The organism is Micromonospora violae (genome assembly GCF_004217135.1).
In the GTDB taxonomy this organism is placed as follows: Bacteria; Actinomycetota; Actinomycetes; order Mycobacteriales; family Micromonosporaceae; genus Micromonospora; species Micromonospora violae.
In genome coordinates, this window is record NZ_SHKK01000001.1 from 3,883,510 (window position 1) to 3,896,456 (window position 12,947).

At 73.7% G+C, this 12,947-nt stretch carries 9 protein-coding genes; 7 read left to right on the forward strand and 2 right to left on the reverse strand.

Going from position 1 to position 12,947, the window contains the following annotated elements:
* Positions 1-101: 101 nt before the first annotated feature.
* The 4 genes from EV382_RS17060 to EV382_RS17075 all read left to right on the forward strand — a co-directional run bounded on the left by EV382_RS17060 (position 102) and on the right by EV382_RS17075 (position 6,042).
* Positions 102-1,934 carry a serine/threonine-protein kinase gene (locus tag EV382_RS17060; RefSeq protein ID WP_130403129.1) on the forward strand — a complete coding sequence of 611 codons (1,833 nt, stop codon included), beginning with the start codon at positions 102-104 and terminating at the stop codon, positions 1,932-1,934.
* A 59-nt stretch (positions 1,935-1,993) separates the two neighbouring features.
* Positions 1,994-3,913 carry a bifunctional adenosylcobinamide kinase/adenosylcobinamide-phosphate guanylyltransferase gene (locus EV382_RS17065; protein ID WP_130403131.1) on the forward strand — a complete coding sequence of 640 codons (1,920 nt, stop codon included), beginning with the start codon at positions 1,994-1,996 and terminating at the stop codon, positions 3,911-3,913.
* Positions 3,903-4,676: an adenosylcobinamide-GDP ribazoletransferase gene (locus tag EV382_RS17070; RefSeq protein WP_130403133.1), complete on the forward strand. Its 774-nt coding sequence runs from the start codon at positions 3,903-3,905 to the stop codon at positions 4,674-4,676. The genes EV382_RS17065 and EV382_RS17070 overlap by 11 nt, the downstream gene beginning before the upstream one ends.
* 67 nt (positions 4,677-4,743) lie before the next feature.
* Positions 4,744-6,042 carry a DUF2314 domain-containing protein gene (locus EV382_RS17075; RefSeq protein ID WP_130403135.1) on the forward strand — a complete coding sequence of 433 codons (1,299 nt, stop codon included), beginning with the start codon at positions 4,744-4,746 and terminating at the stop codon, positions 6,040-6,042.
* Positions 6,043-6,193: 151 nt separating this feature from the next.
* Here the strand turns inward: EV382_RS17075 and gcvT are convergent, their stop codons facing one another.
* Positions 6,194-7,324, reverse strand: a complete 1,131-nt coding sequence (gene gcvT / locus EV382_RS17080) for a glycine cleavage system aminomethyltransferase GcvT (RefSeq protein WP_130403137.1) — start codon at positions 7,322-7,324, stop codon at positions 6,194-6,196.
* 162 nt (positions 7,325-7,486) lie between these two features.
* Between gcvT and EV382_RS17085 the strand changes: the two genes are divergently transcribed.
* Positions 7,487-9,061 carry a leucyl aminopeptidase gene (locus tag EV382_RS17085; RefSeq protein ID WP_130403139.1) on the forward strand — a complete coding sequence of 525 codons (1,575 nt, stop codon included), beginning with the start codon at positions 7,487-7,489 and terminating at the stop codon, positions 9,059-9,061.
* A gap of 54 nt (positions 9,062-9,115) precedes the next feature.
* On the opposite strand, the gene EV382_RS17090 is transcribed toward EV382_RS17085, so the two are convergent.
* Complete coding sequence (locus tag EV382_RS17090) at positions 9,116-9,445, reverse strand: hypothetical protein (protein WP_130403141.1); 330 nt, start codon at positions 9,443-9,445, stop codon at positions 9,116-9,118.
* Between the two features lie 140 nt (positions 9,446-9,585).
* Between EV382_RS17090 and lpdA the strand changes: the two genes are divergently transcribed.
* Together lpdA and sucB are read left to right on the forward strand one after the other, a co-directional pair.
* Positions 9,586-11,016 (forward strand): dihydrolipoyl dehydrogenase, encoded by a 1,431-nt coding sequence (gene lpdA / locus EV382_RS17095; RefSeq protein ID WP_208758433.1) that lies wholly within the window; start codon positions 9,586-9,588, stop codon positions 11,014-11,016.
* A 65-nt stretch (positions 11,017-11,081) separates the two neighbouring features.
* Positions 11,082-12,920, forward strand: coding sequence for a 2-oxoglutarate dehydrogenase, E2 component, dihydrolipoamide succinyltransferase (gene sucB / locus EV382_RS17100; protein ID WP_130403146.1), 1,839 nt, complete (start codon positions 11,082-11,084; stop codon positions 12,918-12,920).
* Positions 12,921-12,947 lie beyond the last annotated feature (27 nt).

The window sequence follows — 12,947 nt, forward strand, 5'->3', positions numbered from 1 at the left end:
CCAGCGTAGTCGGCCCGGCGCGCAACGGCGCTCGCTCGCCCCGGCGGACGCCTCCCCCGGGGTGCATCAACCCGATTGCCCTCGGCCGGTACGGTGGCCCGGTGTTGACACGGGGAGTGCTGCTCGGCGAACGGTACCGGCTGGGCGAGCGGGTGGCGACGGGTGGGATGGGCGCGGTCTGGCGTGGCACGGACGTGCTGCTGGAACGCGAGGTCGCGGTGAAGGTGCTGCTGCCGTCGCTGGTCGCCGACCCGGAGTTCACCGCCCGGTTCCGGGCCGAGGCGCGGATGTTGGCCGCGCTGCGGCACCCGGGCGTGGTCCCGGTGCACGACGTGGGGCAGGCCGCGCTCGACGACGGCAGCCGGGTCGACTACCTGGTGATGGAGTACGTCGAGGGCGAGCCGTTGTCCGCCCGGGTGCGCGCGGTGGGCCGGCTGGATCCGGCCACCACCATGTCGGTGCTGGCCCAGGCCGCGGACGCGCTGCACACCGCCCACCGCGCCGGCATCGTGCACCGGGACGTGAAGCCGGGCAACCTGCTGCTCACCGCCGACGGCCGGGTGGTGCTGGTCGACTTCGGCATCGCCCGCTCCCGCGACATGGCCGGGCTCACCGCCGCGAACATGGTGCTCGGCACCGCCTCGTACATGTCCCCGGAGCAGGCCACCGGGCAGCCGGTCTCGGCCGCCACCGACATCTACGCGCTCGGCGCGGTGGCGTACTTCTGTCTTGCCGGGCAGCCGCCCTTCCACGGTGACAACCCGCTCGCGGTGGCGCTGCGGCACGCCCAGGAGGACCCGGCGGCGCTGCCGGCGGACACTCCGCCGGCGGTCGCCGCCGTGGTGGCCCGGGCGCTGGCGAAGCGCCCGGAGGAGCGTTTCGGCAGCGCCGCCGAGTTGGCCGCTGCCGCCGCCGATGCCCGTGACTCGACCCTGGCGAGCATCCCGGTCTCGGCCCGCCCGCCGTGGGCGTTGGCCGCGCCCACCCCGTCCGCCGGGCCGGTCCCCGCCACGCCCGTCCCCGCCACGCCCGTCCCCGCGACGCCGGTCGCGGTGCCGCCGGTCGCGGTGCCGCCGCCCGCCAGGCCGGTCCCCGCGCCGCCGGTCCCGGCCACGCCGCCCGCCGGGTCGGTGTCGGCGGGGCCCGCCGCTCCGCGCCCGCCGGCGAACGTCGCGGCCGAACCGACGACCGAGCCGAGGCCGACCCGGGAGGACACGCTCCAGAGCGGGCCGGCGGGCCGACTGCGTCCGCTGCTGCTCGGCGCCGGCGCGGTCGTCCTCGTCGCGCTGGTCGTCACGGTGGCCGTGGTGGCGCTGCGACCGCAAGCGGGACCGAGTTCGACCGACCAGCCACCCGTGCTGGCCGGCGAGTCGACGGCGGCCACCGACGGCGCGCTGCCGCCCGCGGGCACGACCGCCGCCGAGCCGCCCAGCGCAACGCCGGGCGTCACCCGGACCGCGACAGCCGACCCGACCGGCTCCCCTGCCGGCGCGACGACCAGCAGCGACCCCACCCGCGGCACGACGCCGGGCGACACACCGACCGGTACGGCCAGCAGCCGACCGACGCCCACCCGTACCCCGTCGAGCCGGCCCAACCCGTACACGGCCGCGCAGGCGTGCGGCAGCGGCTACCAGGTGATCGACTCGGCGACGCTGACCAGTGGTGACGGGCAGCGCAAGGGCCGGGTCTACCTGCTGTACCACGCGGGCACCGGCGCCAACTGCGTCGTCACCCTCAAGGACACCGCGGTCGGCACGAAGACGGCGGCCTCGGCGTACCTGGAGGTGCAGGGTCGGGCGCGCAGCACCGACAGCGGGTCCTTCGACTACTACGCCGGGCCGGTCAAGGCCAACGCCGCCGGGACGTGCGTCAAGTGGGGCGGCTCCACCGGCGGAGTCAGTTACGGCAGCACGTTCGAGCACTGCGACTGAACGACCGTGAGCGCCGGGCCGGCACGCACCACAACCCCGGGCGGCCTTAAGGTACGGGCATGTCCGTAGACGGGTGGAACACGGTCCTGGTGCTCGGCGGTATCCGGTCCGGCAAGTCCGAGTTCGCCGAGTCCCTGGTCACCGACGCGCCGGTGGTCCGCTACGTCGCCACCGCGCCCGAGGGCGACCCGGAGGACACCGAGTGGGCGACCCGGCTGGCGGCGCACCGCGCCCGGCGGCCGGGCAGCTGGACCACCGAGGAGACCGCCGCGGACCCGCGCCGGCTGGCCGACGTGCTCGCCTCCGCCGAGCCCACCGAGACGTTGCTCGTCGACGACCTGGGCGGCTGGGTGACGGTGCTGCTCGACCCTGACCACCAGCCCGCCGACGACGTGGCGACGATCGCCGAGCTGGCCGAGGCGATCCGCGGTTGTGCCGCCCGGGTGGTGCTGGTGAGCCCCGAGGTGGGGTTGTCGCTGGTGCCGACCACGCCGCTGGGCCGGGCGTTCACCGACGCGCTGGGCGCGGCCAACCGCGCGGTCGCCGACGCCTGCGACGCGGTGGTGCTGGTCGTCGCCGGTCAGCCGGTCTGGCTGAAGCCGGCCGCCACCGCGACCGCCAGCGCCACCGCGACCGGACCGGCCGCCCGCGCCACCGCTACCGCACCGGTGGTGGCGAGCCTGGCCGACGCCGAGCCGACCCCCGAGGTGCAGCTGCCTGACGTGCTGACCCACACCCCCGCGGCCACCCCGGCCCCGGAGTCGGGCAACCCGTGGGCCGCACCGACCATGGCGCTGCCGATGGTGGCCACCGGGCTGGTCATCCAGCCCGGCATGGAGCTGCCGATGCCCGACGAGTACGCCGGCCCGCAGGCGGTGGACCGGCTGGCCACACTGGACGTACCGGGTGCCGGGTTGGGCGTGCTGGACCGGGTGGTGGGCTTCGCCGCCGCCACCCAGGGCACCTCCACCCCCACCGCCTGGGGTTCGGTGCGGGTGCTGCTGCTGCACGGCGACCACGCCGGCGGGGCGGCAGCCGGCACGGTCGCCGGCGAGTCGGCGCGCCGCGCCGCGCAGGCCCGCGCCGGTCGGGGCGCGTTGGCACGGTTGGCCGCCGAGAGTGGTGCCAGCCTCCAGGTGGTGGACGCTCCGGCCTCCGCGCCGATCGAGGGCCAGCCGGCCCTCACGCCGGAGCAGGTGGAGTCCGCGCTGCGGTACGGCTGGCGGTTGGCGGAGCAGGCCGCCGACGCCGGCGTTGAGCTGCTGGTGCTCGGGGCGTGCGGCGCCGGCACCGAGGCGGCGGCCGCGGCGGTGCTCGCGGCGACCGCGGGCGCGGAGCCGCCCGCCGTGCTGGGCCGGGTGATCACCGAGTCCGGCGAGATCGACGACGCGGCCTGGATGGTCCGCTGCGCGGCGGTCCGCGACGCGCTGCACCGCACCCGACGCTCGTCGCGCGGGGCCAAGGACATCCTCGCCGAGTTGGGCGGCGGCGACATCGCCGTGGCCACCGGCGTGCTGCTCGGCGCCACCGCCCGCCGGGTGCCGGTGCTGCTCGACGGGCCGGTCGGGCTGGCCGCCGGCATGGTGAGCCGGGACCTGGCCGGGCAGGCCCGGCACTGGTGTCTGCTGGCCGACCACGGTGGGCACCCGGCCGTGCGGCTCGCCGCCGACGTGCTGGGTCTCACCCCGCTGCTCGACCTGCGACTGGATCTCGGCGAGGGCGCGAACGCGCTGGTCGCGCTGCCGCTGCTGCGCTCGGTGCTGGCGCTGTCCGCCGCGCTGCCGGTGCACCCGTCACTGGGCGGTGGGGACGAGACCGACCCGGCGGCCGTCGACGAGCCGGAGTCCACCGACCCGAGCTACGCCGACCCGGAGCTCGGTGAGCCCGAGCCGGACTTCGCCGAGCCGGAGCCGGCCGGGCCGGGCCCGGCCAGCACCGAGGTGGACGAGCAGCCGGCGTCGGGCTGGCGTGCCGGCTGAGCGACGGCTCCTCGCGGGAGCCCGGCTGGCGGTCACCACGTTCACCACGCTGCCGGTGCGGGCCGGACGCATCGATCGTCCGGTCGCCGGCACTGCGATGGCCCTCGCCCCGGTGGTCGGCGCGCTGCTCGGTGCCCTGCTGGCCGGGGTGCTGCTGCTCGCCGGTGCGCTCGCTCCCCCGCTGGTGGCGGCCGGTGTGACAGTCGGCGTCGCCGCGCTGCTCACCCGCGGGCTGCACCTGGACGGGCTGGCCGACACCGTGGACGCGCTCGGGTCGTACCGGCGGGGCCCGGCCGCCCTGGAGATCATGAAGAAGCCGGACGTCGGCCCGTTCGGGGTGGTCGCCCTGGTGGTCGTACTGCTGGTGCAGGCGGCGGCGCTCGCCGACCTGGCGGGCCGGTCCTGGCCGGCGTGTCTCGCGGCGGTCGTGGCGGCGACCGCGGCCGGACGGTTCGGTGTCACGGTGGCCTGCCGGCGGGGGGTCCCGGCCGCCCGGCCCGACGGGCTGGGCGCGCTGGTCGCCGGCACTGTCGGCCCGGTGGCCCTCGCCGCCGGCGCGGTCGCCGTCGTGCTGCTGGCGGTGCCCGCGGTGCCGGGCCGCCCATGGCAGGGGCCACTCGCCGTCGTCGCCGCGATCGCCGTCGCGCTACCGCTGCTCACCCACGTGGTACGCCGGCTCGGCGGGATCACCGGCGACGTCCTCGGCGCGACTGTGGAAGTGGTCACCACGCTGGTCTACCTGGGTCTGGTGCTGTCCGGCTGAACCGGGCGCGGCGGGCCGGGTAGCGTTCGGCTCGACAACACCGGCACGGCCACCGGGGGATCCCACCATGCTCATCACTGACGACTTCCTGCCCGTACCGGTGCCGGAGTCGCTCAGCGCGACCTACCTGGTGCCGATGGCAGGGCTACCGAAGGTCAGTGCGAAGACCGCGGTGGCGGCCCTGACCGGTCGACTGGCCGAGCCGGTGCACGGGCTGGCCCGGCAGATGCTCGACAGCCCGCTGATGAGCGTCGACACCCGCCCGATCGCCGAGTTCCCCGAACTGCCACCGGACCTGCTCACCGCGTTCGGCGCCACCCAGGAGCAGCTGGCCCGGCTGGCGGCGGCGACACATCTGGTGGTCGTACAGGCCGAGTACCGGCCCGGCTGGCCACCCGCACACGAGTGGGCCGCCCGGGCGGTCGCCGCCGCCGTGGCCGAATCCGTCGACAGCGACGTCGTGGACGTCTTCGGTCTGCAGTTCCTCGACCCGGCGACCGCGCTGCGCTCCCTCCCCGACGAGCAGGGCCGCATCCGACTCGTCGACTGGGTGCTGGTGCCGTACTCCTCGGACACCGAGGGCCTGTGGTTCACCACCAAGGGGCTACGCCGCTTCGGCCTGCTGGAGTTGCAGACCCAGGGGGTGCCCGACCACCTCACCCGCGCCTGGGGTGCGGTGATGACCGGGGCGGCCCGCCGGCTGCTGCGCGACTGGACCGACGGGCTCACCGGCGAGGAGGTGCCGGCGTTCGTGCAACTGCCGGTGCTGGCCACCGTCACCGGGCACGACATCGCGGTGGCGTACGGCAATCCGGAGCAGCACGGCGCCACCGCCCCGGTGCTGCTGCGCCTCGAACTGGACCCGGCGACCGACCCGGACGCCGACTCGTTCCTCAGCCTGCGCCCGCCAGCCGGTCACCCCGGCCCGGACGGGCGCTACTACGCCGCCGCCTGCGCGACCCTGTTCTCCGGGATCCAGCCGGACGTGCGCTACGCCCGCTCCAGTGACGCGATGAGCCGTGCCGTCGCCACCGCCCGGGCCGCGCTGGGTGATGCGCGGGCTCGCTTCGTCGCCGGTCAACTCCCCACCGAGTCGCAGCTGGTGGTGAAATACGGGCTACCCGGAGACGACGGCCCGGAGTACGTCTGGGCGGGCGTCACCTCATGGGAGGCCCCGGAACGCATCGTCGGCGTGAGCGCCAGCGACGCCAACACCGACGAGAGCGTCCGGATCGGCTCCCCCGTGGTGGTGGAGACGTCCGACGTGGTCGACTGGGCCGTCCTGGACGCGACAGGCGTCATCGAGGGCGGCTGGACCCAAGCAGTCCTGGACTCAGGCGAACCCCCCACCCCCAAAACCCCCTAACCCCCACCCCACCCCACCCTCCCCGTCCCCACCCACTCCAGCCCCGGTTGATCATGGGGTTAGCGGGCGGTTTGATCTCCCAGAGTCCGGTCAACCTCATGATCAACTCCGGGGGGCCGGGGGGTGGGGGGGCTGGGGGGTGGGTTGGGGGTTACTTCACTGAGGGGGTTACGAAGGGGGGTTTGGTTAGGGTTAGGGGGGCTCGGCGGCCTCGGATGTCGATCTCGACTTCGGCGCCGTCGGCGAGGTTGGCGTCGGTGTTCAGCAGGGCCAGGGCGATGCCCTGCTTGCGCGTCGGGCTGAAGGTGCCGCTGGTCACCGTGCCGACCTGGACGTCGCCCACGTGCAGGGTCATGCCGGGCCGTGGGATGGCCCGGTCGACCGCCACCAGGCCGCGCAGCGTACGGCGAGGGCCGGCGGCCTTCTCGGCCAGCAACGCGTCGCGGCCCCAGAAGGCCGGCTTGTCCCAACCGACCGCCCAGCCGGAGCGGGCCTGCACCGGGGTGATGTCCAGCGACAGGTCCTGCCCGTGCAGCGGGTAGCCCATCTCGGTACGCAGCGTGTCCCGGGCGGCCAACCCGCAGGCCCGCAGGCCGAACGTCGCGCCGACGGTGAAGAGCGCGTCCCAGACGGCCACCGCGTGCTCCGCCGGCACCACCAGCTCGTAGCCCAACTCGCCCGTGTAGCCGGTACGGCAGACGGTCAGCTCCACCCCGGCCAGGTTCGCGGCGGAGAAGCTCATGTAGTCGTGCTCGGTGGGCAGGTCCAGGGCGGCCAGCAGCTCGGCCGAGCGGGGCCCCTGCACGGCCAGCACCGCGTACGCCTCGTGCTCGTCGGTGACGGTCACCTGCGCGGGCGCGGCGGCGCGCAACCGGCGCACCACCTCGGCGGTGTTCGCCGCGTTCGGGATGAGGAAGACGTGGTCGTCGGCGTAGAGGTAGGCGATGATGTCGTCCACCACGCCGCCGGTGGCGTCGTCGCAGCAGAGCGTGTACTGCGCCCGGCCCGGGCCGATCCGGCCCAGGTCGTTGCTGAGGCAGGAGTTGACGAAGTCGGCCGCGCCGGGGCCACTCACCCGGGCCTTGCCCAGGTGCGACACGTCGAAGACCCCGACCGCCGTACGCACCGCGGTGTGCTCCTTGAGCACTCCGCCGCCGGCGTACTCCAGCGGCATCTCCCAGCCCCCGAAGGGGGCGAACTTGGCTCCGGCGGCGATGTGCCGCTCGTGCAGCGGGGAACGACGCAGCCGGGTGGCGGCAGCGTCGGAGGTCACGTCGGTCATGGGTGGCAACTTACCGGGGGTAACGTCGCTGGTTAGCATCGGCGGGAGCCCGTTGGCGCCGTCGGCGGGACAGCCATGACGTCCGGCGGGTAGGTTCCGCCGGAGACCTTCACCGCTGGTACGCGACGCCGCGACCGGCCCGGCCCGCCCGGAGTAGCTTCAGTGACTTCACCCCGCATCACCAACCTGAGCCTGGTCGACACCGACCCGGCCGAGCTCGCCGTCGACGCGATCGTGATCGGCGTGCACAGCCAGACCGGAGAGCAGGGCGCCACCAGCGGCCTCGCCGGCACCCTGCTGCTGGCCAGCGGCGCGGAGAGCATCGCGGCCGCGTTCGACGGCAAGCTGACCGAAACCCTCGCGCTGCTCGGTGCGACCGGCGGACCGGGTGAGGTCATCAAGCTGGCCACCCTGGGCACCGTCACCGCCCCGCTGGTCACCGCGGTCGGGCTCGGCCCGGAGCCGTCGGGTGCCGCTCCGGCCCCGGAGACGCTGCGCCGGGCCGCCGGTGCGGCGATCCGGGCCCTGGCGGGCGCGCCCAAGGTCGCGCTGGCACTGCCGTTGCCGGATGACGCGGACGCGTCGGCGGAGTTGCGCGCGGTCGCCGAGGGCGCGCTGCTGGGTGGGTACCGGTTCGCCGGTTACAAGACCCGGCCCCAGCCGACCCGGCGGGAGCCGGTGGCCGAGGTGCTCATCGCGGTGCCGGACGCCAACGACGCGGGCGCACAGGCCGAGGTCGTCCGGGCGCAGGCGGTGGCGGGTGCGGTCCGACGCAGCCGGGACTGGGTGAACACCGCGCCGAACGAGCTGCGTCCGCCGTCGTTCGCCGACGCGGTCGCCAGCGCGGCGCGCGAGGCGGGCCTCGGCGTCGAGGTGCTGGACGAGGCGGCGCTGGCCGCTGGCGGGTACGGCGGCATCGTCGCGGTCGGGCAGGGCTCGGAGGCCCCGCCGCGGCTGGTGAAGCTGACCTACACCCCGCAGGACGGCGGCAACGGCAAGCGGGTCGCGCTGGTCGGCAAGGGCATCACCTTCGACACCGGCGGTATCTCGATCAAGCCGGCGCAGGGCATGTGGGAGATGAAGTCCGACATGGCGGGCGCCGCGGCGGTGGGCGCGGCCATGCTGGCGATCGCCGCGCTGAAGCCGGCGGTGGCGGTCAGCGCGTACCTGCCGATGGCGGAGAACATGCCGTCGGGCACCAGCTACCGGCCGGGTGACGTGATCACCATGTTCAACGGCAAGCGGGTCGAGGTGCTCAACACCGACGCCGAGGGCCGGATGATCCTGGGCGACGCCATCGCCCGTGCCTGTGCGGACGGCACCGACTACCTGTTCGAGACCTCCACCCTGACCGGCGGCCAGGTCGTCGCGCTGGGCAAGCGGGTGGCCGGCGTGATGGGCACCCCGGAGCTGTGCGACCGGGTGAAGGTCATCGGCGACGCGGTCGGCGAGCCGGCCTGGCCGATGCCGCTGCCGGACGACGTCCGTAAGGGCATGGAGTCGGATGTGGCGGACATCTCGCAGGTCAACGCCGGGATGGACCGGGCCGGTCACATGCTGCAGGGCGGCGTGTTCCTGCGCGAGTTCGTGACCGACGACGTGGCCTGGGCGCACATCGACATCGCCGGGCCGGGTTACCACTCGGGTGAGCCGACCGGCTACTGGACCAAGGGCGGCACCGGTGTCCCGGTCCGCACGCTGGTGCAGCTCGTCGAGGATGTCGCCACCAACGGCTGACGGAACTGACGGCGAAGGGGCCTCCGGTCGAGACCGGGGGCCCCTTCGCGTGTGTCAGTACCGCTCGGGGCGACGTTTGCGGCGCTCGTTGAAGTCGCGCATCCGCTGCGGGTAGCCCATCAGCCGCACGTCGTACACCGGGATGCCCATCCGGTGCGCGAAGCGTCGGGCCCCGTCCGGGCCGTCGATGCGCCGGCGGGTCCACTCTCCGTCGTCGGCGATCAGGATGACCGTGGTCTCCGTCACGGTGGTGCGGGGCTCGATGTACGCCTCGACGCCACGCCGACTCCGGACGAAGTTCTCCAGATGGTCCAGATCGCCACGATCGGCGGGACGGTCATGGCTCGGCACAGCCGCCTGTTTGCGGCGCCGGAACAACCCCACCGGATCTCTCCCCCACGGTCCGTCATCGACAACGGTGCCAAGGGTACGTGTCGATGACGTGTCGTTGGGCACCTCAGTACGCACCCTGTGCCCAGTGGTGACAAGATGACCGAGGTGGGGTGTGTCTGTGTTACATCCCCGTGACCCCCCGATGCAGCGACGCGACCTGGGAGTTGGACGTGAGCGAGCCGAACGAAGCGACCTTCGACATTGTCATTCTCGGAGGTGGCAGCGGCGGCTACGCGACCGCGCTGCGCGCCGTCCAGCTGGGCCTGAAGGTCGCGCTGGTGGAGAAGGGCAAGCTCGGCGGGACCTGCCTGCACAACGGTTGCATCCCGACGAAGGCCCTGCTGCACGCGGCGGAGATCGCCGACCAGGCCCGCGAGTCGGAGCAGTTCGGCGTGAAGGCCGAGCTGATCGGCATCGACATGGCCGGGGTCAACTCGTACAAGGACGGCGTGATCGCCCGCCTGTACAAGGGCCTGCAGGGCATGCTGAAGGGCAACAAGTCGATCACCATCGTCGAGGGCCACGGCAAGCTGGTCGGCAAGAACGTGGTCGAGGTTGACGGCAAGCGCTACACCGGCCGCAACATCGTCCTGGCCTCCGGCTCGTACGCGAAGAGCCTGCCCGGCCTCGAGGTCGACGGCGAGCGGATCATCACCAGCGACCACGCGCTCGTCATGGACCGGGTGCCGTCGTCGGTGATCGTGCTCGGTGGCGGCGTGATCGGCGTCGAGTTCGCCAGTGTGTGGAAGTCCTTCGGTGTGGACGTGACGATCGTCGAGGCACTGCCCCGGCTGGTCGCCGCCGAGGACGAGGAGTCGTCGAAGGCGCTGGAGCGGGCCTTCCGCAAGCGGAAGATCAACTTCAAGGTCGGCAAGCCGTTCGAGAAGGTCGAGAAGACCGAGAGCGGCGTCAAGCTCACCATCCAGGGCGGCGAGACCGTCGAGGCCGAGCTGCTGCTGGTCGCCGTCGGTCGCGGCCCGAACACCGCCGACCTCGGGTACGAGCAGCAGGGCGTCAAGATGGACCGCGGCTACGTGCTGACCGACGAGCGGCTGCGCACCAGCGTGCCGAACGTCTACGCGGTCGGCGACATCGTGCCCGGCCTCCAGCTCGCCCACCGGGGCTTCCAGCAGGGCATCTTCGTGGCCGAGGAGATCGCCGGGCAGACCCCGGCCGTGATCGACGAGGTCGGCATCCCGCGCGTCACCTACTGTGACCCGGAGCTGGCGTCGGTCGGCCTGACCGAGGCGAAGGCCAAGGAGCAGTACGGCGCCGACAAGATCCAGTCGTACAACTACCCGCTCGGCGGCAACGGCAAGAGCCAGATCCTGAAGACCACCGGCTTCGTGAAGCTGGTCCGGGTCAACGACGGCCCGGTGGTCGGCGTCCACATGGTCGGCGCCCGGGTCGGTGAGCTGATCGGTGAGGCGCAGCTCATCTACAACTGGGAGGCGTACCCCGCCGAGGTCGCCCAGCTCGTGCACGCCCACCCGACCCAGAACGAGGCCCTGGGCGAGGCGCACCTGGCCCTCGCCGGCAAGCCGCTGCACGCGCACGCCTGACAATCAAACCGCGGCGTCCGGCGACGGGCGAAGATCCCACCAGGGAATGAAGGAGTCTGGAGAAAATGCCGGTATCGGTCACCATGCCTCGGCTCGGCGAGAGCGTCACCGAGGGCACCGTCACTCGCTGGCTCAAGCAGGAGGGCGACACGGTCGAGGTTGACGAGCCCCTGCTCGAGGTCTCGACCGACAAGGTCGACACCGAGATCCCGTCGCCCGCTGCGGGCGTGCTGAGCCGGATCGTGGTCGGCGAGGACGAGACCGCCGAGGTCGGCAGCGAGCTGGCCGTCATCGCCGGTGAGGGCGAGTCGACCGGTGGTGGCGAGGCCGCCGGGCAGGAGCAGGCTCCGGCCGAGGCTGTCGAGCCGGCCGCCGAGCCGACGGCCGCCGCCGAGGGCACCGCGGACCAGGTGGCCCAGGACGAGGCCCCGTCCGAGGCGCCGGCTCCGGCCGCCGCCTCGTCGGGCGAGGGCACCCCGGTGAAGATGCCGGCCCTGGGCGAGAGCGTCACCGAGGGTACTGTCACCCGCTGGCTCAAGCAGGTCGGCGAGACCATCGAGGTCGACGAGCCGCTGCTGGAGGTCTCCACCGACAAGGTGGACACCGAGATCCCGTCGCCGGTCGCCGGCACGGTGCTGGAGATCAAGGTCGCCGAGGACGAGACCGCTGCGGTCGGCGCCGACCTGGCGATCATCGGTGCCGCCGGCGGAGCCCCCGCCCAGGCCAAGCCGGAGCCGAAGCCCGAGCCGAAGGCGGAGGCCAAGCCGGCGCCGAAGGCCGAGCCGGAGCCGAAGGTCGAGGAGCCGACCCCCGGCATGTCGTACAACGAGCCCGCCGCGGAGACCGAGAGCTCGGCGCAGCCGGCCAGGACCGAGCAGGCCGCGCAGCCGGCCGCTGCCACCTCGACGCCGCCGCGCCCGTCCGCGCCGGCGCCGGGTGCCGGCGAGGAGGCCGCCGGGTACGTGACTCCGCTGGTGCGCAAGCTCGCCAGTGAGCACGGCGTGGACCTGGCCGCGCTGAACGGCACCGGGGTGGGTGGTCGGATCCGCAAGCAGGACGTCCTCGACGCGGCCGAGAAGGCCAAGGCCGCCAAGGCCGCGCCGGCTCCGGCGGCACAGCCGGCCGCCGCACCGTCGGCCGCCAAGCCGCAGGCGGCCGCCAAGCCGCAGCCCAGCGCCAAGCGGGGCACCACGGAGAAGCTGCCGCGGATCCGGGCGACGATCGCCAAGCGCATGCAGCAGTCGCTGCACGAGACGGCGCAGCTGACCACTGTCGTCGAGGTCGACGTCACCAAGGTCGCCAAGCTGCGGGCCCAGGCCAAGGACTCGTTCCTGGCCAAGCACGGCGTGAAGCTGTCCTTCCTGCCGTTCTTCGCCCTCGCCGCCATCGAGGCGCTCCAGACCCACCCGATCATCCAGGCCAGCATGGACCTGGAGGGTGGCACGATCACCTACCCGGCCGCCGAGCACCTCGGCATCGCCGTGGACACCGAGCGCGGGCTGCTCGTGCCGGTCATCCACAACGCCGGTGACCTCAACATGGGCGGCATCGCCAAGCGGATCGCCGACCTGGCCGAGCGCACCCGGAACAACAAGATCACCCCGGACGAGATGGCCGGCGCGACCTTCACGCTGACCAACACGGGCAGCCGGGGCGCGCTCTTCGACACGCCGATCGTGCCGTCGCCGCAGTCGGCGATGCTCGGCACGGGCGCCGTGGTGAAGCGTCCGGTCGTGGTCAACGACCCGGACCTGGGCGAGGTCATCGCGGTCCGGTCGATGGTCTACCTGGCCATGTCGTACGACCACCGCCTGATCGACGGTGCCGACGCGGCCCGCTTCCTGACCGCTGTCAAGGAGCGGCTGGAGGGCGGCAACTTCGAGTCGGAGCTGGGCCTGGCCTGATCCACCTGAACGCCGAAAGGGCGCCCC